Consider the following 20988-nt stretch of genomic DNA (forward strand, 5'->3'; position numbering starts at 1 on the left):
GTGTGGGGGGTCGTCCCCCCACAGGAAACAAGGATGAGCGGGATTCGGGGGCGGTTGGGGGAGGTGTTGGAGGCGCCGCCGCGTGCGTTCTCGCCCGTGCCCATCTGGTGGTGGAGCGGGGAGCGGCTCGACCGGCGGCGGCTGCGCGACCAGCTCGAACGGTTCGCCGAGGGGGGCGTGTACAACCTTGTCGTGCTGAACCTGGCGCCGTCGGGTCCGATGTTCGGCGCGGACGCCGACGATCCGCCCTTCTTCTCCACCGCGTGGTGGGACCTGCTGGACGCCGTGTGCGAGGACGCCGCCGAGCTGGGCGTGTCGCTCTGGTTCTACGACCAGCTCGGGTTCTCGGGCGCCGATCTGCAGGCCCGCCTGGTGCGGGATTTCCCGGACTACGCGGGGCGGTGGCTCCGGCGGGACGGGACGGCGGACGTGCGCGGTTTCGACTACCTGTCGGCCGAGGCGTGCGCGGCGCTTCTCGACCGTGTGCACGGCGAGTTCGCGCGGCGGCTGGGGCACCGGCTCGGCAACGTGATCGTCGGGTCGTTCCAGGACGAGCTGCCGTCGCTGCCGACCTGGTCGGAGGGGTTCGCCGGGGAGTTCGAGCGGCGCCGCGGCTACGACCTGGCGCCGCACCTCGCAGCGCTGTGGGGGAGCGGTGGCGGGGACGCCTTCCGGGTCCGCCTCGACTACCACCTCACCCGCGCCGAGCTGGCCGAGGAGGCGTTCTTCCGGCCGCTGGCCGAATGGCACGAGCGGTACGGCCTGCTGCACGGCTGTGACCAGCAGGATCCGGCGCGGGCGGGGCTTCCCGTGGACGGGGTCAGGCTGTACGCCGACTACGCGCGCACGCACCGCTGGTTCGGCGCCCCCGGATCCGACCACCACGGCGACGCCCGTGTCCACTCCTCGCTGGCGCACCTGTACGGCCGGGACCGGACCTGGATCGAGGCGTTCCACTCCAGCGGCTGGGGAGGGACGCTGGAGGAGACCTTCGACTGGCTGCTGCCGTGGCTGCGCGCTGGGGCGACGCTCTACAACCCGCACGCCGTCTACTACTCGACCAAGGCGGGCTGGTGGGAGTGGGCGCCGCCGTCCACCGACTGGCGCCAGCCCTACTGGCGGCACCACCGCGTCTTCGCCGACGCCGTCGCCAGGCTCTGCGCCGCCCTCTCGCTGGGGCGGCACGTGTGCGACGTGGCGGTGCTGTTCCCGACCGCCACCGCGCAGGCGGGGACGCGGCTCGACGGCGTGGACCCGGACGCGGCGCTCGCGCAGGAGGTCTACCGCGATCTGGTCGGCGACATGGCGTGGTTCCGGATGGTGCCCGGCGCGCTCGACCGGCTGGGGATCGACGCCGACGTCGTCGACGACGACTCCGTGCAGCGGGCCACGGTCGCCAAAGGGCGGCTGGACGTCGCGGACGAGTCGTACGGGGTCGTGCTTCTCCCGTCCTGCACCGTGCTCGAAGGGGAGACGGCGCGCAGGCTCACCGCCTTCGCCGAGCACGGCGGCCGTGTCGTCGCGGTCGGCGCGCCGCCCGTCCGAGGGGTCGGGGACCCGGGTGCCGACGAGGCGGTGGCGGGGCTCCGCGCCGTGCTGGAGGTCGTGCCGGGGACCGGCGCGCTCGGTGCCGCCCTCGACGGCGTCCGCCGGGTGGACGCGCCGGTCCCCGCCCTCGTCCGGGAGGTCGACGGCACCACGCTGGTGTTCCTGACGGCCGCGCCGTCGATGGCCAGCCGCGTTTCGGTGGGACGGCCCGACGAGCGCGGCGCCGACCTCGGCTGGCTGGACGTGACCTACGACTTCGATCCCGGCCGGTACGTGCGGGACATGCCGGTGCGGGTCCGGGGCGTGAGCGGTCCGGCGTTCGCCGCGAGCCCGTTCGGGGGCCCGCCGCGCCGGCTGGAGACGCGGGCGGTGGACGGGACGTCCGTCGAAACCGTCATCCCGTTCGACGACGGGCCCGCCGCGCTGCTCCTCTTTCCGGGAGGCGAGGACATCGCGGCACCGGACCCCGCCCCGGCAACGCGGGAGACCGTCCTCGACCTCGGCACGTCCTGGACGATGGACCTGGTTCCGACCCTCGACAACGCCTGGGGCGACTTCGCCCGGCCCGCGGCCGGTCACGACGTCCCATTCGAACGCTGGACGGTGAGTCACCGGACGGAGGAGGAGCCAGAGTGGTCCGAGGCGCACGCCACGTTCGGCCCGCACGGGGTCTGGGCCAGGGAGAGCGAGGGACGGTGGCGCCCCTTCGTGTACTCCGACTCCCGCGGCATACGCAAGGACACCCTGCACCGCGCCTTCCTCGGGCCCAAGGGGCACGTCCCGGAGGAGTTCCTCGATTTCGGGGACGTCCGGTCCGGTGACGCGGTCGTGTTCCGGACCCGCCTGACCGTGCCCGGCGACGGCGGCTTCGTGGCCATCGGCGCTGCCGCCGCCAAGACGGTCCGGCTGGACGGCGCCACCGTCGCGCTGGACGACCTAGGCCACCTGGCGATCGCCGAGGCGCCGGTCCCCGCCGGTGACCACGACGTCGAGGTCCGGCTCGTCCCCGACGAGGACGTCCGGCTGCGCGCCCACCTCGCCGTCGTCACCGACCGCGGGCGCTACCGGCGGCCGGAGTGGATCACGGTGGCGGGGCCCGCGCGGCCGGGGGCCGAGGTCGCGCTGAGCATGCCGCTCCCGGCGTCCGCCGCCGGGGCGATGCTCCAGGTGGCCTCGGCCGCGCCCTGCCGCGTCCTCGTCGACGGCGCGGAGATCGGCCGCCAGGGAGGGTTCGACCCGTACGCCGAGCAGGAGGTCCCGCGCGTCGGCCGCTACCGCGTGACGGGCGGCGAGCTGACCCTGGTCCTGACCGAGGGCGGCCCGCCTCCCGCGGTCCTCGTGGACGGGCCGGTCGTGTCCGGCCCAGGCTGGACCGCGGCGCGCGACGGCGCCCCGGTGCCCGTCGCGTCGCGGCGCGCGCAGTACGGCGACCCGGCGTCCCTCCACCTGCGCCGGCGGCCCCACCCGCTGCCCGGCGCGGCGTGGCTTGAGGACGACCCGGAAACGGACGTCGTCCTCCCCGCGACCCTCGCGATGCCGGACGCGGCGCCGCGGGTGGAGAGGCTGCGTTTCACCGTCCCGCCCGGCGCGACTCGCATGGCCGTCGACGTCCGCGGCGAACTTCTGGAAGCGACCCTGGACGGGGAGCCTCTGGCCCCGGCCCCCGAGATGCCGCTGCCGGGGCAGGAGGCTCCGCCCGGCCGGACGGCGGAACTGCGAATCCGTACCCATCCCGGCCACCGGGCGGGGGCGGCGCTCGCGGGGCCGGTGCGTTTCACGGTGGGGCCCGGCACGATCGAGCTGGGCGATTGGGAGGAGGCGGGTCTCGCCGGTTACAGCGGCGCCGTCCGCTACCGGCGCTCGTTCCGCCTCGCGGCGCCTCCGTCCGGAGCGGCGCTCGACCTCGGGCGGGTGCGCGGCACCGCCGAAGTCACCGTCAACGGCGAGCCCGCCGGGGTGCGCATCTGCGCCCCGTACCGTTTCGACGTCGGGGCGTCCCTGCGCGAAGGCGGCAACGAGATCGAGATCCTCGTCTGCGGAACCCTCGCGCCCTACCTCGACGAGGTGAGCCCCACGCACTTCGTCTTCCAGGGCCAGCGCGCCTCGGGGCTCTTTGGCCCCGTCCGGCTACTGATGGAGGCACCGGCCGCCGGCGGGCGCTGACCGAACGGGACGGTAGCGCCGCACGGCGGCCGGTGCCCCACGTCACCTCACGAACTGTCGCGGGACGGCGGTCGCCTGCGCGCCGGAGGCCGCGGCCGGAGCGGGCGTGACCCAGACCGGTGCCGGGTCGGGGTTCTTGGCGCAGGTGCGGTCGACCAGGCCGCGGTCCTGCGGCACCTTCCCGCCGCGCAGGTAGCCGACGAGGAGATCGTCGAGGCACGCGTTGCCCGCGAACGTGATCGCGTGGCTGCCGCCGCCCCTCTCCACGACGAGCCGCGCGCTCGGCAGGGCCCGCGCCATGTCGAGGCCGCCCTCGTACGGTGTGGCCGGGTCGTCCGTCGCCTGGAACAGCAGCATGGGCGGCAGGCCCTTGCCGGTGATCCTGGTGCGGTGCCCCGCCTTGACGGGCCAGGTCAGGCAGCCCGCGTTGAACCACATGTTGTTGTAGGTGTAGAAGGGCGCCTTCTCGTTGACCTTCGCCTGGTCCTTCCGCCAGTACCGGAAGTCGCGCGGCCACTTGCTGTCGCCGCACATCACGGCGTTGTAGAGGTCGAAGGAGTCGTCCTCCGGGTCCGGCGCGGCGTAGCGCTCGTACGCGGTGACGAGCGGCGCGGTGTCGCCCGAGTTGGTGTACGCGGAGAGCACCGTCGCGAGCCGGGGCCACCGGAGGACGTCGTAGCCGCCCGCGACCTGCGTGTCGTCGAACTCGTCGGGCCCGATCCGGCCCACGGGGTGCTCGCGCAGCCGGGTGCGCATGGCGTACCACCCGGCCTCGACCTCGGCGGGGTCCGTTCCGAGGTGGTAGACGCCGTCGGCCTTGGCGACCCATGCGGTGAACGCCTTGAACCGCTTCTCGTGCTGGAGGTCCTGGAGGACGTTGTGGTCGTACCAGGAGACGGACGGCCCGACGATGCTGTCCAGGACGAAGCGGCGGACGTGCCGCGGGTACAGCTGGGCGTACGTCGAGCCGAGTGTGGTGCCGTACGACCACCCGAAGAAGTTGATCTTCTCGGCGCCGAGCGCGCGGCGGATCGACTCCATGTCCCCGACGTGGTCGACCGTCGACAGGTGCGGCAGCAGCCAGGAGTGCTTCTCGGTGCACTTCGCGACGTACCCGGCGGCCCTGTCGAGCCACGCCCCCGTGGTGCCCTGGCCGACCTGGAAGTCGGGCCGCGGACCGTCGAAGTAGTGCGGGTCGCAGGACATGCGCGGCTCGCTGTGCTGGGATCCGCGCAGGTCGAAGCCGATCCAGTCGTAGGCGGCGGCGACGTCGGGCGGCAGCTTGGAGGGGATCCAGCTCGCCATCCACAGGCCGCTGATGCCGGGCCCGCCGGGGTTGAGCAGCATCGGTCCCTGCCGCCGGCCGGGGGGCGCGGTGGCGGGCAGCCGGTTCAGCGCGATCCTGACCGTGCGCCCGTCCGGGCGGGCGTGGTCGAGCGGCACCTCCAGCATCGCGCACTGCAGCGCGGGGTTCGCGGCGTCGCCGCAGGACTTCCAGTCCGGTCGCGGCGGGTCGCCGGCCGCGGCGGTCGCCGGCGGGGGCCCGGCCAGCGCCGCGGCCGCCAGCATGCCGCCGCACGCCGCGAGCGCGGCGCCCGCGCGTGTCCTGCTCGTTCGTCTCACAGACATCTCCAGAGGGTTGGTGACATTGCAGTGTACAATTTCACCTTTCTTTCGTCATTGTCCAGAAACGGCATCGGAAGGGCTTCGCGGGCCGGGAACGGGGCGCCACCTCGCGAAATTCCTTTCCGCCGCCGCCGGTGAGGTCCGCCCGACAGATCCATAACCCAGATCGATGGTGCGGTGTATGACCACGGGCCGTTTCCGCACCACAAACTGCGGGCGCACGCTTCCCCGAGCCTCCGGGCCCTGGACCCCGGAGCCCTGCGAGAACGTCCGGTACCCCCGCCGGACGCCCACCCCATGGAGGAAGACCCCCCGTGAGAAACAGACGCAGATCGACCCGCTGCCTGCTGGCGTCAATGGCGGTGGCCCTCGGGACGACGTTCCTCGTCGCGCCCGCGTCCGCCGCCCCGAAGCCCCCTCCCGCCAGCCTCCGCCCCGACGGCGGCGGCGACGCGCGCCACATCCAGAAGGCCCCGCTCCCCGCCAAGGACCGGCCGCCGCTCTCCGCGGACGACAGCGAGCTGAAGAGCAGTCCCGACAAGCCGAAGAAGTCGGCGGAGCACAAGCGCCCCTCCATGAAGGGCGCCCCGAAGGCGAGCGCGAAGGCGGCCGCGGCCGCGTGCAGCGCGAGCGACTTCACGAGCCGTTCCGGAAGCGCGCTCGTCCAGCAGATCAAGTCGTCCACGACCGACTGCGTCAACTCGCTGTTCAGCCTCACCGGCACCGACGCGTACTACGCGTTCCGCGAGTCGCAGATGGCGAGCGTCGCCTACGGCCTGCGTGACAACGGGCTCTACTACCCGGGCGACAACACCACCGGCACGGCCCAGCTGGTCCTCTACCTGCGGGCCGGCTACTACGTCCACTGGTACAACCCGTCGACCGTGGGGACCTACGGCCCCACGCTGAAGACGGCGATCCAGTCGGGCCTGGACGCCTACTTCGGCAACGCCAAGTCCTCGACGGTCAGCGACGCCAACGGCGAGGTCCTCGCCGAGGCGGTCACGCTGATCGACAGCGCGGAGGAGAACGCCCGCTACATCTCCGTGGTCAAGCGGCTGCTGACCGGCTACAACAGCTCCTACGACGCGTCCTGGTGGATGCTCAACGCGGTGAACAACGTCTACACGGTGCTGTTCCGCGGCCACCAGGTCCCGGAGTTCGTCACCGCGGTCCAGTCCGACCCGAGCCTGCTCGACACGCTCAACTCCTTCGCCACGGGCCACCTCTCCCTGCTCGGCACCGACCGCAGCTACCTGACGTCCAACGCGGGACGTGAGCTGACCCGCTTCGTGCAGCACTCCGCGCTGCAGACGAAGGTCAGGCCGCTGGCCAAGGGCCTGCTCGGGCAGAGCGCCATGACCGGGAAGACCGCCCCGCTGTGGGTCGGCGTCGCCGAGATGACCGACTACTACGACAAGGCGAACTGCTCCTACTACGGCACCTGCGACCTGGCGCAGCGGCTCGCCGCGAACGTCCTGACCATCAACCACACCTGCAGTTCGAGCATCAAGATCCGGGCGCAGGACATGACGGCCGCCCAGCTGTCGGACAGCTGCGCCAGCCTCCAGAACCAGGACGCCTACTTCCACGGCCTGGTGAAGGACGGGAACAGGCCCGTCGCGAACGACAACAACACCACGATCGAGGTCTGCGTCTTCGATTCGAGCACCGACTACCAGACCTACGCCGGCGCGATGTTCGGCATCGACACCAACAACGGCGGCATGTACCTGGAGGGCGACCCGGCCGCCGCGGGCAACCAGCCGCGGTTCATCGCCTACGAGGCCGAGTGGGTGCGCCCGGCGTTCCAGATCTGGAACCTCAACCACGAGTACACGCACTACCTCGACGGCCGCTTCGACATGTACGGCGACTTCAACGCCGGTGTCACCACGCCCACCATCTGGTGGATCGAGGGGTTCGCCGAGTACGTCTCCTACTCCTACCGCAAGGAGGTCTACGACGCGGCGATCACCGAGGCGGCGAGGGGCACCTACGCGCTCAGCACGCTGTTCGACACCACCTACAGCCATGACACGACCCGCATCTACCGCTGGGGCTACCTGGCGGTGCGGTACATGTTCGAGAAGCACCCGAGCGACGTCGCGACCGTTCTCGGCTACTACCGGACCGGCAACTGGAACGCCGCCCGGACGTTCCTGACGAGCACGATCGGCAGCCGCTACGACAGCGACTGGCGGACGTGGCTCGCCGCGTGCGCGTCCGGCGCGTGCGCCGGCGGCGGGGGCGGCGGCAACCAGGCGCCGGCCGCGGCGTTCTCGGCCTCGGCGAACGGCCTGGCGGTCTCCTTCACCGACCAGTCCACCGACTCCGACGGCACCATCGCCTCCCGGCGGTGGGACTTCGGCGACGGCGCCACCTCGACGTCGGCCAACCCGTCCCACACCTACGGCGCGGACGGTACCTACACCGTCTCCCTCACCGTCACCGACGACAAGGGCGCCACCGGCACCGCGACCAAGCAGCTGGCGGTGTCGGCCGGGGGCGGCGGCGGGACGACCGAGTGCACCGGGAGCGACACCCGCCAGCTCGGGCAGAACTGCCAGCGCGGCAACCTGTCGGCCACCCAGGGGAACCTCTCCTACCTGTACCTCTACGTGCCCTCCGGCACGCGATCGATCAAGATCACTTCGTCGGGCGGCACCGGTGACGCGGACCTGTACTACAGCTCCACCGGCTGGGCCACGTCGACGTCCTACACCCAGAGGTCGATCAACAGCGGAAACGCCGAGACCCTGACCATCACCAACCCGCCCGCGGGCTACAACTACGTGAGCCTCTACGGCAAGCAGGCGTTCAGCGGAGTGACCGTGAAGTCCGAGTACTGATCCGACACCACCCCCGACACGACCGCCGGGGCCGGACCGAGAGGTCCGGCCCCGGCTTCGTCACGAGGTGAGCGGTTCGGTTTCCGGGTAGTGGCAGGCGACCTGGCGGCCCGCGACCATCTTGAGGGACGGCAGGTCGCTGCGGCACCGCTCCTGCGCCTTGAAGCACCGCGGATGGAAGGGGCAGCCCGCCGGCGGCGCCGACGGGCTCGGCGGGTCGCCGCGGAGCACGATGCGCTCTCGCGCCCGCTCGGCCACCGGGTCGGGCAGCGGGATCGCCGACAGCAGCGCCCGCGTGTAGGGGTGTGCCGGCGCGCCGTAGACCACGTCCCTGGCCCCCGTCTCCACGATCCGGCCGAGGTACATGACGGCGATGCGGTCGCACACGTGCCGGACCACCGCCAGGTCGTGGGCGATGAACACCTGCGCCAGGCCGAGCCGGCGCTGCAGGGCGGCCAGCAGGTTGACGATCTGGGCCTGGATCGACACGTCCAGCGCCGACACGGGCTCGTCCGCGACGACCAGCCGCGGGCCGGTCACCAGGGCGCGGGCGATCCCGATCCGCTGGGCCTGGCCACCGGAGAACTCGTGCGGGTACCGGTCGAGGTGCTCGGCGCCGAGCCCGACGTACTCCAGCATCTCCTGGACGCGGGGCCGCGGGTCCCGCTCGCCCTGCACGCGCAGCGGCTCGGCCACGATGGAGCCGACCGTGTGGCGCGGGTTCAGCGAGGCGAACGGGTCCTGGAAGACGATCTGCAGGTCGCGGCGCAGCGGCCGCATCTCGCGCTGGGACAGCCGGGTGATGTCCTCGCCGTCGAAGATGATCCGCCCGGCCGTGGGGTCCAGCAGCCGGACGAGCATCCGCCCGGTCGTGGACTTGCCGCAGCCGGACTCGCCGACCAGTCCGAGCGTCTCCCCGGCCCGCACCTCCAGGTCCAGGCCGTTCACCGCCCGGACGGCGCCGCGCCGCGTCCGGAACGTCTTGGTGAGCCCTTCCAGCCGTAGCAGCGCCGTCATCCGGCCGCCCTTTCACTCGTGAGCAGGTGGCAGGCCGCCGGGTGGGACTCGCCGAGGAGCGCCGGACGGGTGGTCTCGCACACCTCGACCCGTTCGGCGCACCGCGGATGGAACGGGCACCCCGCCGGCGGAGACAGCGGAGACGGCGGGGTGCCCGCGATCGGGGACAGCTCGCCGGGCGGGCCGGTGAGCCGGGGGAGGGAGCCGAGCAGGCCGCGGGTGTAGGGGTGCAGCGGCACGGCGAACAGCGCGCCGGCCGTCGCCCGCTCGACGGCCCGTCCCGCGTACATGACCAGGACGTCGTCGGCGACCCGCGCGACCACCCCCAGATCATGGGTGATCATCAGGACCGCCAGGCCGCGCTCGCGCTGGATCCGCGCGATCAGCTCCAGGATCTGCGCCTGGACGGTCACGTCCAGGGCGGTGGTCGGCTCGTCGGCGATCAGCAGGTCCGGCTCGCAGGCCAGCGCCATGGCGATCATCACGCGCTGGCGCATCCCGCCGGAGAACCGGTGCGGGTGGTCGCCCGCCCGCTCCCCGGGATCGGGGATGCCGACGTCGGCGAGCAGCCGGGCGGCCTCCGCGCGCGCCGCGCGGCGCGACGAGCCGAAGTGCAGCCGCCGCGCCTCGGCGATCTGCTCGCCCACGCTGTAGTGCGGGTGCAGCGACGACAGCGGGTCCTGGAAGATCATCGCGACCCTCCGGCCGCGCAGCGCGCGGACGCGCTCGCGGGCCGCCCCGACGATCTGGGTTCCCGCCAGCTCGATCGACCCGCTCACCCTGGCGCCGTCGAGCAGCCCCATGATCGCCAGGCTGGTCACGGACTTGCCGGACCCGGACTCGCCGACGATGCCGAGGGTGCGGCCCTCCTCCAGGGTGAACGACAGCCCGTCCACCGCGCGGATCGTCCCCTTCGCGGTGCTGAACTCCACGGCGAGGTCCCGAACACTCAACAAGCTCATGTGAACCTCACCTGAGGATCGACAGCGGCGTAGAGCAGATCCACGACGAGGTTGGCGAACGTGATGAAGAACGCGGCCAGCAGTGCCACGCCCATCACGACGGGCTGGTCCGACTTGTCGATCGAGTCGATGGTGAGCCGCCCGATGCCGGGCAGCCCGAACACGCTCTCGGTGATCAGGGCCCCGCCGAGCAGCGCGCCGAGGTCCATGCCGAAGACGGTGAGGACGGGGGTGAGCCCGGCGCGCAGGCCGTGCTTGGCGACGACCGTCCGCTCGGGCAGGCCCTTGGCGCGGGCCGTCCGGATGTAGGGCTCGGCCATCGTCTCCACCATCGACGCCCGGGACAGCCGCGCGTACATGGCCGCGTACAGCAGCGCGAGCGCGACCCACGGCAGGACGAGGTTCTTCGCCCAGGTGGCGGGGTCCTCCGCGAACGGCACGTAGCTGGAGTAGGGGAGCAGCCCCCCGATCTGGACGACCAGGACGGTCAGCGCCATCGCCGTGAAGTAGATCGGCAGCGACGCGGAGGTGAGCGTGCCCACCATCAGCGTCCGGTCGAGCAGCGAGTCCTTGCGCAGCGCGGAGACGACGCCGACCGTCACGCCGCCGGCGAGCCACAGGACGGCCGCGCCGATCCCGATCGAGACCGTGGTCGGCAGGCGCTGCATCATCAGGTCCCAGACCGGCATGTTGTTCTGGTAGGAGAACCCGAGGCAGGGGAAGTGGCACGGGACGGCCTGCGGGCCCGAGCCGTAGCTCCGGCCCGCGAAGATTCCGCCGAGGTAGTCGGCGAACTGCCGCCACAGCGGCCGGTCCAGCCCCATCTGGTGGTGGAGCATGGCGAGCCGCTCGGGCGTGCACGACTTGCCGCACGCCTGCAGCGCGGGGTCGGCGGGGAACACGTAGAAGATCGTGAAGGTCACCGCGCAGATGACGAGCAGCACCCCGGCGACCCCGGCCAGGCGCGTCGCGACGTACCGGGTCACCGGCCCGCCCCCTTCGGGTCGAGGGCGTCCCGGAAGGCGTCGCCGAGCAGCGTGAACGCCAGCACGGTCAGCAGCAGGCAGACGCCGGGGACCACGAAGAACGTCGGGTCCACCTGGTACCAGTCGATCGCCTTGGCCATCATCTGCCCCCAGGACGCGTTCGGCGGCCGGACGCCGATGCCGAGGAACGACAGCGCCGCCTCGGTGCCGATGTTGACCGGGATGGTGAGCGTCGCGTAGACGAGGACCGGCGCCAGCAGGTTCGGCATGACCTCGCGGAAGACGATCCGGTGGCGCGGCATGCCGGTGGCGCGCGCGGCCTCCACGAACTCCCGGTGGCGCAGCGACAGCGTCTGGCCGCGGACGATGCGCCCGATGTAGGGCCAGCCGAAGAAGCCCATGACGAACACCAGCTCCAGCGTCCGGTTCCCCTCGGGCAGCACCGAGACCAGAGCGATCATGAAGATGAGCTGCGGGAACGACAGCACCAGGTCCATGACGCGGCTGATCGCCGCGTCGACCCGGCCGCCGGCGAAGCCCGCGGTGAGGCCGAGGGCGGTGCCGGCGGCGGTGGCGACGCAGGTCGCCGCGACGGAGATCAGCAGGGAGATCCGGGCGCCGTAGACCATGCGGCTGAACACGTCCCGGCCGGTGCCGGGCTCGACGCCGAGCCAGAAGTCGCCGTCGATGCCGCCGAACGCCCCCCTGGGCGCGCCGGCCAGCGCCTTGTCGATCTTCTCGGGGTGGAACTCGTTCGGGCCGTGCCCGTTCAGGGCGGTGAGCAGCGGGGCGGCCAGCGCCAGCAGCACGAACAGCGCGATGATCGCCAGGCCGGCGAGCGCGGCCGGGTCGCGGCGCAGCCGCCCGCCGGCCGGCCGCCACGGCGACCGGCCGGCGGGCGCCGGCACGCTGCCCGCCGCCTCGGTGAGGGGCGGGGCGGCCACTACATCACCCCGATGGTGGCGAAGTCGAACTCGCCTTCCCAGATGGCGTGGCCGAACGTGCCGGTGACCTTGGAGCCGCGCAGCAGCGGCAGCTTGTCGTGGATCAGGGGGACCATCGGCGACAGCCCCATCAGCTCGCGGTCGAGAGCCGTCCAGGCGGCCGGGTCGTTCCCCTTCACGGCCGCGCCGATCTTCTCGTTCACCGCCTTGTCGTTCAGCTGCGAGACGACGGTGTTGCCCTTGGGCGCGATGGTGCGCCCGTCGAAGATCGGCGGGATGAAGGAGGCCGCGGACGGGTAGTCGGCGCACCATCCGTAGAAGACGAGCTCGTCCTCCTTCGCGGTGTCGCCGATGGTGTCGTAGTAGACGCTCTTGGCGACCGGGTTGATCCGGACCTTCACCCCGACGCGGGCCAGCGCCTGCTGCACCGCCTCGGCCTCGGACTTGCCGAGCTCGCTGCTGGTCGTCGTCAGGTCGATCGAGAACCCGGCGCTCCTCCCTGCCGCGGCGAGCAACTGCCTGGCCTTGGCCGGGTCCCCGTTCGGCGGCGCCTGGTAGACGTTCTGCGCCTGCCCGCCGGTCATGGCGGGCGGGAGGTAGGAGCCGGCGAGTTCACCGACGCCGCTGCCGCCGTGCGCGGTGCGGTAGGCCTCCTTGTCGACCGCGTACTGCATCGCCTGCCGCACCTTCGGGTCGTCGAACGGCGGCCTGGAGGTGTTCATCGCCAGGAACCGGGTGCACAGGCTCGTCGCGCTGACGAACCGCTTCCTGACGTCCGGGCGGGTGAGGATGCGCGGCATGCTCGCCGGCGCGACCGAGTACAGCGTGACGGCGCGCTGGTCCCTGCCCTGGTCGGCGATGAGCCGCTGGTCGATGGTGGCCTGCGCGAGCCCCTCCTCCACCACGATCCTGTCGGGGTTGGCCTGGCGGACGCCGTCGGCGGCCTTGTCCCAGTGGGTGTTCCTGACGAGGATCAGCCGCTGGCCGCGGTCGTACGACTCGACCTTGTAGGGGCCGGAGGAGAAGGGGCGCTTGTCGAAGTTGACGCCGGTGTCCTTGGCCTTGGGGACGGGGGCGAACGTCGGCAGCGTGGTGATCTTCGGCCAGTCCATCGACGGTTCCCTGAGCCGGAACACGACCGTCCGCGCGTCCGGCGTAGTGATGGAGGCGAGGCCGCCCTTGTCCTTGTAGGGCCCCTTGTACCCGTCGCCGCCCTCCAGCATCGTCCTGGCGTATCCGGGGCCCTCCGGCAGGTCGGGCGCGAAGGAGCGCTCGACCCCGTACTTGACGTCGGCGCTGGTGATGGGCGTCCCGTCCTCGAACTTCAGTCCCGGCCTGAGGTGGTACGTCCACGTCCTACCCCTGTCGGACGTGGTTCCGGTGTCGGTGGCGAGGTCCGGGACGACCTTGGTGCCCTCCTGGCCCTCCGCGGCGGCGTAGGTGGTGAGCGTCCGGTAGAGCAGCCGCGTGCCGAAGTCCATCGCGAACATCACGTAGTTGCGCTGCGGGTCGAGATGGGCGAAGTCCTGCGTGTAGAGGACGGTGAGCGTGCCCCCGACCTTCGCGGCGGTGGCGTCGCCGCCCGAGCCGCAGGTGGAGGCGCCGCCGGCGGCGGCGCTGAGCGAGAGGGCGAGGGCGAGGCAGGTCCTGACCGGACGTTTCATGGCGTCTCCGTGCATCGACGGGCGGAGTGCCATATAAAATAGTACAGTGCAATTGCACTACAAGCCCCGTTATCGAATCTCCACATCCAGGACTTTCACATGGACGACCCAGCAGCCGGCCGCTTCGCGACGGGCAGCCACGACCTGCCCGTCTCCGAGACCCTCGCCTCCTTCATGACCCGGGACTGGGCCCCGAGCGGGAAACCGCTTCCGGCGCGCCTGGCCGTGGCGCCGTACGCGGAGAAACGCCGCGCGGCCCTGTCGGCCCTCTTCCCCGGTGAACGCCTCGTGCTGCCCGCCGGCCCGCCGAAGGTGCGCAGCAACGACACCGACTACCGCTACCGCGCGCACACCGCCTACGTCCATCTCACCGGGGACACCGGCGCCGACACCGGGACCGGCGCGGTCCTGGTGCTCGAGCCGACCGGCGCGGGCCACGACGCCGTCCTGTACCACCGGCCCCGGTCCCCGCGCGACGACGCGGGCTTCTTCCGCGACCGCAGGCACGGGGAGTTCTGGGTCGGCCCCCGCGCCGCACCGGCCGAGACCGAGGAGAAGCTCGGGCTGGCCTGCGCGCCGCTGGACGACCTGGCCGGGGCGCTCCGCGGCCGGGTCCCGACCCGGGTGATCCGGGGCGTGGACCCGGAGGTCGACCGCGCCGTCCCGGCAGGCGCCCCCGAGCCCGACGCCGAACTGGCCGCCTGCGCCGCCGAGCTCCGCCTGGTCAAGGACGACTGGGAGATCGCCCAGCTCCAGGCCGCCGTCGACCACACGGTGGACGGCTTCACCGCGGTCGCCGCCGGGCTCGCCCGCGTCACCGGGATGCCGCGCGGGGAGCGGTGGGCGGAGGGCACCTTCGAGCGCGTCGCGCGGATCAGGGGCAACGGCGTCGGATACGACACCATCGCCGCGGCCGGAGCGCACGCCTGCGTCCTGCACTGGACGCGCAACGACGGCACGCTGCGCCTCGGCGAGATGCTCCTGCTCGACGCGGGGGTGGAGACCGACACCCTCTACACCGCCGACATCACCCGGACCCTCCCGGTGAGCGGGTGGTTCACCCCGCGGCAGCGGCAGGTCTACGACCTCGTCTACCACGCGCAGGAGGCGGGGCTGGCGGCCGTCCGGCCGGGGGCGCGCTTCCGCGACTTCCACATGGCCGCCATGCGCGTCATCGCCGAAGGACTCCAGGACTGGGGCGTGCTGCGCAGCGCGGAGGACGCCCTCGATCCCGAGTCGGGCATCTACCGCCGCTACACCCTCTGCAGCAGCGGGCACATGCTCGGCCTGGACGTCCACGACTGCTCGGCGGCGCGGGCGTCCCAGTACCTGGACGGGGAGCTGCGCCCCGGGCACGTGCTGACCGTGGAGCCGGGCCTCTACCTGCAACCGGACGACCTGACCCTGCCGCCGGAGCTGCGCGGCATCGGCGTGCGCATCGAGGACGACGTCCTCGTCACCGAGACCGGCGCCCGCCTGATGTCCTCGGCCCTGCCCCGCCACCCCGAGGAGATCGAGACCTGGATGCAGTCGCTGAAGGGCTGACGGCGTGAGGGGCGGTGCCGTTCCCCTGGGCCACGGGGAACGGCACCGCCCCTGTGCTCGGGCCGACGGGGAGGTCAGCCGCTGAGCAGGGACACCCCCAGGCCGGACAGTGCCCGGCCTATGGGTTCGTGGATCATGCCGCACCCCGAGTTCGGACCGCCGCTGAGGATGCCGTGGGCGTAGCCGCCGTCGAAGACGCCGCTGCCGCTGTCACCGGGACCGTCGCACGCGGTGCTCCAGGTCATGCCGGACAGCGTCCGGTCCGGGTAGGAGACGGTGGCGTCGACCTCGGTGATCGACCCGCAGGTGTAGCCGGTGGTCGAGCCCTGCTTGCAGACGTAGCCGCCGACGTAGTCGCTCTCGCTTCCGTAGACGGACGTCTGGGGGAGCACCCAGCCCCTGGGCTGCCACCAGCCCGGATCGTCGATCGAGACGGCGGCGTAGTCGCCGTACCAGCCGAAGGTGTAGTTCGCCGCGCCTCCCACGTTCTGGTAGCCGTAGCTGTAGGTCGACACGTCCCACCAGTAGCCGAGTTCGGCGCAGTGGCCGGCGGTGAGCATGTAGTAGCGGCTGCCCGAGTAGGTCATGAACGCGCTGGTGCAGCGCGCCCCGCCGGTGAAGATGGCCAGCCCGGACCGCAGCGGCGGGTCGCAGCTGTAGTCGTCGTAGCAGTAGCGGGGCACCGACTTGTGGGCGTAGGTCGACACCCGTACCGCGCTGCCGAAGGTACGGCGCGCCCAGCTGACGACATCGCGCTGGGCGGGGGTGAGCGCCGCACCCTTGAGGCTGCTCAGCTTCACCACGTTGCCGGACGTGACGACGCCGGTCTGCAGGCCGTTCGCGGCCCCCTTGTTGGCTTCGGCGACCCGCTTGGCCAGCGAGGCGGACACCTGCTGGAGGTGCCCGAAGCCGTACCGGACCTTCTTCGTCCTGGTCGCGCCCAGGCCGGCGCTCTTCGCCTTCGACCGCACCGCGGCCGACGCGCCCGCCGCGGTGACGCCGACGGTGAGTTCGCCGCCGTGCGCCTGGTCGATCCAGGCGCCGCCGTACGCGGAGCCGAGATCCTTGCCGAGCCGGGTCGCCAGCGCGAACTGCGCGGGCTGCCGGTCGGCTCGGCGGCCCGCCTCGGCCGCCGAGACGCCGTGGTCCTTGACGATCTGCTTGACGAGTGTCTGCTGGGCCTCCTGCTGGAGCTGGGTCCGGGACCTGTGGTCCGGGGAGGGGGCGGGGGGCGCGCCACGGTCACCGGGGGCGTCGGCACGGGCCGGCGCCGCCAGTGAGGCCGCGGTCAGGGCGGCGGCCACGGCGGCGGCCGCGGCTGCCCTTCTGCGTTTCGGGCGGACCATTCGGGGAGCCTCCTTCGCGGACGGGGGTGCCGCGGCGTCCGGCCGCGGCGTCCGCAATGCAATGTGAAATTGCACTGTAAAATGTGAAACGGCACTTGCCAAGGGCCGCCTCCCCGGCGAAGGCCCAGCTCCAGGGAGTCATGGCCGGATCCGGCCAGGCGTCATGGGGGCGGGGGCGCCCTCAGCGGTGGTCGCCCCGCACGTGGTCGAGGTGGCGCGTCATGAGCTCCCGCGCCCGCTCGGCGTCACCGGCGACGAGCGTGTCCAGCAGCCCGAGGTGCTCCTCCGCCGACGCCACCAGCGTCTCGGTCGCGGCCGGCCGGGCGAGGCCGTGCATCTGCGAGCGGCCGCGCAGGTCCAGGATGGTCCGGACGAGCGTCCGGTTGCCGGTGAGTTCGAGGAGTTCGGAGTGGAAGCGGTGGTCGGCGTCGAGGAAGCCGATCGGATCGCCGTCCCGCGCCGCCGCGAGCGCCTCCTCGGCGAGGGCGCGCAGGCGGGGCCGGACCGCCTCGGGAACGGCGCCGGCCAGCCGCACGACCGCGGGGACCTCGACCAGTTCCCTGATCTCGGTGAGTTCGGCGAGGTCGCGGGCCGAGGGCCGCACGACCCGGAAGCCCCGGTTGCGCACGGCCTCGAACAGGCCGTCCCGGACGAGGTCGATCATGGCCTCGCGGACCGGAGTGGGGGAGATCCCGAACTCGTCCGCCAGGGTCGGGGCGGAGTACACGACGCCCGACCGCAGCGTGCCCGTCGCCAGCGCCTTGCGCAGCGCGTCGGCCACCTGGCCGCGCAGGCTGCTCTGGCCGCCGAGGTCAGGCAGCCCGACCATGGCATCGGCCACCGGATCCATTGGCCCTCCTCACCCACGATCAGAATACCGCCACGTGGGCGGCCAGAGGCCCGGCGTCCCGCACCGGGCGGCGAGATCACGAGCGCGCGGTCACCGGAGTGCCGTCACAGCAGCGGGTGCACCTGGGGATGGGCGTGCCACCAGGCCTCGAAGGTCGGATGGCTGCCGGTGTGCTCCACGTAGGCGGCCGCCAGCCCCCGGTAGAGCGCCGCGGCCTCCTCCTCGTCCAGGCGGTCCCGCCGCCAGGCCACGATGAGCCGAGCGACCTGCGGCTCCCCGGCCAGGGGCCGCACGACCGTGCCCGGGTGCGGCGGCCAGGACGGGTCCACCATCCGGACGCCGTGCCCCGCCGCGACCAGCGGGCACGCCGCCCCGCTCGGCGCCTCGTAGCGCACGATGGGCTCGAAGCCGGCGGCGCGGCACGAGGCCCGCAGGGAGGACAGCGAGCCGTCGTCGGCGCCCGGCGGGGCGATCCACGCCTCGTCCCGCAGGTCGAACAGGTCGATCTCGTCCCGGCCGGCGAGCGGGTGCCGCTCGGAGAGCGTGACGAAGATCGGGTAGCGCGGCACCAGGGTGCGGCTGACCACGGGCGCCGCCATCGGGATGTCGAAGCCCTCCATGAGCCCGATCAGCGCGGCGTCGAGATGGCCGCGGGCGAGGGCGTCGCCCAGCAGGGCGGAGGAGGGCTCGATGCGCAGGGACACCTCGCGGCCGGGAAGGGCCTCGCCCACCCGCGCGACGATGCTGCCGACGCAGGCGAGGTGGACGCACCCGAGGCCGAGCGTCCCCTCCGGGCCGCGCGGTCCGCGCAGGTCGCCGAACAGGGTGTCCATCTCGGACAGGATCGTCCGCGCCCGGCTGATGACCTGGCCGCCGAGCGGCGTGGGCTCCAGCCCGGACCGGCTGCGGGTGAACAGCACCCCGCCGACGATCTCCTCGACCCGGCGGAGCTGGTTCGACATTGCGGGCTGGGACATCCCCATCCGGGCCGCCGCCCGGGTGACGCTCCCGGTCTCCGCCATCGCGCACACCATCCGAAGGTGACTGATGTCGAGATCCATAGCTGGAAATTATGCATCAGCCGATGACCCGCGACTCGGACCGACCGCAATAATCTCCGTACTCCTCCACATAGGTAAGCGATCGCGGCGCCAGCGGCGCCCTCACCCTCGGTTCTCCTGGCCGTGATCGCGCGGATGGAAGAAGGGAGATCCCGTCTCGCCGGCCCCCAGGACGAGGACCTTCTCACCCCTTTCTCGCCATGGGGGCCGGACGCGCCGCCGATAATTCTCGTGGAAAGCGATTGCTCATGCCGGAAAAGTCGCAGACAGCGCGGGCAGAGGGTGCGGGACTGGCCGGCGGAGCGTTCCCGGCATGGCCCTTACCGTCCGGACCGGCGGCGGCGGCGTTCGCGCGCTCCATCGCCCGTTCGGTGCTCGCCGAGCTGGAGATGCCCCCGGCCGCCGTGGGCGACGCGCAGACGATCATCTCCGAGCTCGCCACCAACGCCGTCGTGCACGGCGACCGGGAGCGCGCCGAGGTGTGGGCGTACCTCAGCCGTCACCCCTCCCCGCGGCTCACCCTCAAGGTCTTCGACGCCGCCCCCTGGCGGGGGACCGGCGGCCCTGTCCCGGCGGACGCCACCGCGCTGATCACCGGCGAGCCCGCCTCCGACGCCTGCGGCGGCCGCGGGCTGATGCTCGTGGACGCGCTGACCGGGGAGGCCGGCGGGAGCTGGGGCGTCCACCCCACCCGCGGCAGGCTCGGCCCCGGCCCGGTGTCCGGGAAGGCCGTCCACTTCACGATCCCGCTGCCGGAGGCGTCCGCGGCCGTCCTGTCCCCGCCGGTGCCGGGCGCGGTGCCCGAACGGCTCTGCGAGCTCGCCGGCGTGCGCGGCCTGCGGGCCCTCGTCTCGCTCGGCGCGGAGGCGACGGTGGTGCACTTCGGGTCCGGGCTGTGGGTCTGGGTGAAGGACGGGGCGCTGCTGTACGAGCTGCCGGGACACGGCGTCGTCCGGCACCCGCAGTCGGACGCGGTCGAGGTCGTCGAGCAGATGGTCCGGCTGTGCGAGGAGGGCGCGGCCGGCGGGCCCGCCCCCCGCGCGCCGTCACGGGACCTGTGCTGAGCGGTGTCCTTGGGCGGGACCCGCCTCACCGTCCCTCGGGCCGGTCCGCCCAGATCCCCCGGACGTGCCGCAGGTGGTGGCGCATCAGCGCCTCGGTGCCCCGCGCGTCGCCGCTCGCCACCGCCTCGATCAGGTCCTCGTGCTCGCGTGCCGACGGTTCGAGCTCGCCCCGCTCCGCCAGCCGCGGCACCCCGTAGAGGCGGGACTTGTAGCGCAGCTCGCTCACCAGCCGGACGAGCTGGGCGTTGCCGCCGAGCCCGAGCAGCGCGAGGTGGAAGCGGTGGTCGGCGTCGATGTAGGCGACGACGTCGCGCCGCTCGGCCGCCGTCACGATCGCCTCGGCCAGCGGCCGCAGCGCGCGCACCTCCGCGTCCCGGCCGGCCCGCGCGAGCCGCACCGCGGCGGGGACCTCGATCAGGGACCGGACGTCGGTGATCTCGTCCAGCTCGTGGTCGGACAGGTCGGTGACCCGGAAGCCCTTGTTGCGGACGACCTCGACCAGCCCCTCCCGGGCCAGGTCGATCATGGCCTCCCGGACGGGGGTCGGCGACACCCCGAACCGCTCGGCGATGGCCGGGGCGGAGTACACGACGCCCGACCGCATCTCACCGCTGACGATCGACGCGCGCAGCGCGTGGGCGATCTGGACCCGCACGCTCTTGCGCGGGCCGAGCGAGGGCAGGTGCAGCATCATCGCTCCGTGAGGCGGGTGAGGATCCTGTCCTTGCCGCTCTGCCAGTTGGCCTTCAGGGCCTCGACGGCCCCCTCGACGTCCGAGGCGACCAGGCGTTCGGCGATCCGCTCGTGCTCCTCGGCCGAGCGTTCCAGCACCTCCCAGTCGCCGACCACGACGCGCTCGTAGCGGTGCATGGTGAGCTTCAGCGAGGTGATGAGGTCCATCAGCCGCTCGTTGGGACAGCCGGACAGCAGCAGGTCGTGCCAGGCGTCGTCGTAGCGCTCTATCACGGCGTGCTCCGCCTCGGGGACGGAGAACGCGCGGGCCTCCTCCAGGAGGCGGGGGGCGACCGCGTGCAGGAACTCGGGGTCGGTCGACTCCAGCGCCAGCGACTCCAGGGCGGCGACGATCGTGGTGAGGTCGTCGAACTCCTTCGCGCTCATCGGGGCGAACCGGAACCCCTTGCCGCGCTCGCTGACGATGATGCCCTCGCGCTCCAGCCCGATGAGCGCCTCGCGGAGCGGGGTGCGGCTGACGCCGAGGTCCGCGGCCAGCACCATCTCGTTGATCGCCTGTTCGGGGGCGAACTCCCCCTTGCCCAGCCGGTCGAGGATCTCGTCCTTGATCTGTTCGCGAAGGGGGCGGCGGTCGATCGGCATGCTGTCGTCTTCCTCTCCTGGGGTG

At 72.6% G+C, this 20988-nt stretch carries 15 protein-coding genes; 4 read left to right on the forward strand and 11 right to left on the reverse strand.

The window, feature by feature from the left end:
- The first annotated feature begins 33 nt into the window (after window positions 1–33).
- The gene (locus tag BJY14_RS46800) at window positions 34–3711 is read left to right on the forward strand and encodes a glycosyl hydrolase (protein ID WP_179846998.1); all 3678 of its coding nucleotides are present in this window, start codon (window positions 34–36) and stop codon (window positions 3709–3711) included.
- A gap of 42 nt (window positions 3712–3753) precedes the next feature.
- Here BJY14_RS46800 and BJY14_RS31870 read toward each other — a convergent pair whose 3' ends face one another.
- A complete protein-coding gene (locus BJY14_RS31870; protein ID WP_218905679.1) occupies window positions 3754–5334 on the reverse strand; it encodes an alpha/beta hydrolase in 1581 nt (526 codons plus the stop codon).
- A 317-nt stretch (window positions 5335–5651) separates the two neighbouring features.
- Between BJY14_RS31870 and BJY14_RS46805 the strand changes: the two genes are divergently transcribed.
- Window positions 5652–8189, forward strand: coding sequence for a collagenase (locus BJY14_RS46805; protein ID WP_312879493.1), 2538 nt, complete (start codon window positions 5652–5654; stop codon window positions 8187–8189).
- Window positions 8190–8249: 60 nt separating this feature from the next.
- Here BJY14_RS46805 and BJY14_RS31880 read toward each other — a convergent pair whose 3' ends face one another.
- From BJY14_RS31880 to BJY14_RS44620, 5 genes are read right to left on the reverse strand one after another with little or no spacing between them, the layout of a single operon-like run.
- Window positions 8250–9206 carry an ABC transporter ATP-binding protein gene (locus BJY14_RS31880; RefSeq protein WP_179846999.1) on the reverse strand — a complete coding sequence of 319 codons (957 nt, stop codon included), beginning with the start codon at window positions 9204–9206 and terminating at the stop codon, window positions 8250–8252.
- Window positions 9203–10168: an ABC transporter ATP-binding protein gene (locus tag BJY14_RS31885; RefSeq protein ID WP_179847000.1), complete on the reverse strand. Its 966-nt coding sequence runs from the start codon at window positions 10166–10168 to the stop codon at window positions 9203–9205. The genes BJY14_RS31880 and BJY14_RS31885 overlap by 4 nt, the downstream gene beginning before the upstream one ends.
- Complete coding sequence (locus BJY14_RS31890; RefSeq protein WP_179847001.1) at window positions 10165–11154, reverse strand: ABC transporter permease; 990 nt, start codon at window positions 11152–11154, stop codon at window positions 10165–10167. The genes BJY14_RS31885 and BJY14_RS31890 overlap by 4 nt, the downstream gene beginning before the upstream one ends.
- Complete coding sequence (locus tag BJY14_RS31895; protein ID WP_312879494.1) at window positions 11151–12098, reverse strand: ABC transporter permease; 948 nt, start codon at window positions 12096–12098, stop codon at window positions 11151–11153. Before BJY14_RS31895 ends, BJY14_RS31890 begins: the two co-directional genes overlap by 4 nt.
- Window positions 12098–13762, reverse strand: a complete 1665-nt coding sequence (locus tag BJY14_RS44620; protein WP_246396191.1) for an ABC transporter substrate-binding protein — start codon at window positions 13760–13762, stop codon at window positions 12098–12100. Before BJY14_RS44620 ends, BJY14_RS31895 begins: the two co-directional genes overlap by 1 nt.
- Window positions 13763–13861: 99 nt before the next feature.
- Here BJY14_RS44620 and BJY14_RS31900 point away from each other — a divergent pair, with 99 nt between their 5' ends.
- Entirely contained in the window at window positions 13862–15307 is a 1446-nt protein-coding gene (locus tag BJY14_RS31900) for an aminopeptidase P family protein (RefSeq protein WP_179847003.1), read from the forward strand.
- A 74-nt stretch (window positions 15308–15381) separates the two neighbouring features.
- On the opposite strand, the gene BJY14_RS31905 is transcribed toward BJY14_RS31900, so the two are convergent.
- From BJY14_RS31905 to BJY14_RS31915, 3 genes are all read right to left on the reverse strand, one after another.
- Window positions 15382–16653, reverse strand: a complete 1272-nt coding sequence (locus BJY14_RS31905) for a S1 family peptidase (RefSeq protein ID WP_179847004.1) — start codon at window positions 16651–16653, stop codon at window positions 15382–15384.
- A 181-nt stretch (window positions 16654–16834) separates the two neighbouring features.
- Complete coding sequence (locus BJY14_RS31910; RefSeq protein WP_179847005.1) at window positions 16835–17503, reverse strand: GntR family transcriptional regulator; 669 nt, start codon at window positions 17501–17503, stop codon at window positions 16835–16837.
- 104 nt (window positions 17504–17607) lie between these two features.
- Window positions 17608–18564, reverse strand: coding sequence for a LysR family transcriptional regulator (locus tag BJY14_RS31915; RefSeq protein WP_179847006.1), 957 nt, complete (start codon window positions 18562–18564; stop codon window positions 17608–17610).
- Window positions 18565–18812: 248 nt separating this feature from the next.
- On the opposite strand from BJY14_RS31915, the gene BJY14_RS31920 reads away from it, so the two are divergent.
- Window positions 18813–19628, forward strand: coding sequence for an ATP-binding protein (locus BJY14_RS31920; protein ID WP_179847007.1), 816 nt, complete (start codon window positions 18813–18815; stop codon window positions 19626–19628).
- A gap of 25 nt (window positions 19629–19653) precedes the next feature.
- On the opposite strand, the gene BJY14_RS31925 is transcribed toward BJY14_RS31920, so the two are convergent.
- The gene (locus BJY14_RS31925) at window positions 19654–20322 is read right to left on the reverse strand and encodes a GntR family transcriptional regulator (RefSeq protein WP_218905680.1); all 669 of its coding nucleotides are present in this window, start codon (window positions 20320–20322) and stop codon (window positions 19654–19656) included.
- Entirely contained in the window at window positions 20319–20963 is a 645-nt protein-coding gene (locus BJY14_RS31930; protein ID WP_179847008.1) for a GntR family transcriptional regulator, read from the reverse strand. Before BJY14_RS31930 ends, BJY14_RS31925 begins: the two co-directional genes overlap by 4 nt.
- Window positions 20964–20988: the final 25 nt, after the last annotated feature.

Origin of the sequence: Actinomadura luteofluorescens, assembly GCF_013409365.1 — a bacterium.
In the GTDB taxonomy this organism is placed as follows: domain Bacteria; phylum Actinomycetota; class Actinomycetes; order Streptosporangiales; family Streptosporangiaceae; genus Spirillospora; species Spirillospora luteofluorescens.

Excerpts from the sequence above, each read along its gene's own strand:
- BJY14_RS31905 (WP_179847004.1), bottom strand. The coding sequence starts at position 16,653 with ATGGTCCGCCCGAAACGCAGAAGGGCAGCCGCGGCCGCCGCCGTGGCC.
- BJY14_RS44620 (WP_246396191.1), bottom strand. The coding sequence starts at position 13,762 with ATGAAACGTCCGGTCAGGACCTGCCTCGCCCTCGCCCTCTCGCTCAGC.
- BJY14_RS31925 (WP_218905680.1), bottom strand. The coding sequence starts at position 20,322 with ATGATGCTGCACCTGCCCTCGCTCGGCCCGCGCAAGAGCGTGCGGGTC.
- BJY14_RS31880 (WP_179846999.1), bottom strand. The coding sequence starts at position 9,206 with ATGACGGCGCTGCTACGGCTGGAAGGGCTCACCAAGACGTTCCGGACG.
- BJY14_RS31930 (WP_179847008.1), bottom strand. The coding sequence starts at position 20,963 with ATGCCGATCGACCGCCGCCCCCTTCGCGAACAGATCAAGGACGAGATC.
- BJY14_RS31885 (WP_179847000.1), bottom strand. The coding sequence starts at position 10,168 with ATGAGCTTGTTGAGTGTTCGGGACCTCGCCGTGGAGTTCAGCACCGCG.
- BJY14_RS46800 (WP_179846998.1), top strand. The coding sequence starts at position 34 with ATGAGCGGGATTCGGGGGCGGTTGGGGGAGGTGTTGGAGGCGCCGCCG.
- BJY14_RS31900 (WP_179847003.1), top strand. The coding sequence starts at position 13,862 with ATGGACGACCCAGCAGCCGGCCGCTTCGCGACGGGCAGCCACGACCTG.
- BJY14_RS31920 (WP_179847007.1), top strand. The coding sequence starts at position 18,813 with ATGCCGGAAAAGTCGCAGACAGCGCGGGCAGAGGGTGCGGGACTGGCC.
- BJY14_RS31915 (WP_179847006.1), bottom strand. The coding sequence starts at position 18,564 with ATGGATCTCGACATCAGTCACCTTCGGATGGTGTGCGCGATGGCGGAG.
- BJY14_RS31910 (WP_179847005.1), bottom strand. The coding sequence starts at position 17,503 with ATGGATCCGGTGGCCGATGCCATGGTCGGGCTGCCTGACCTCGGCGGC.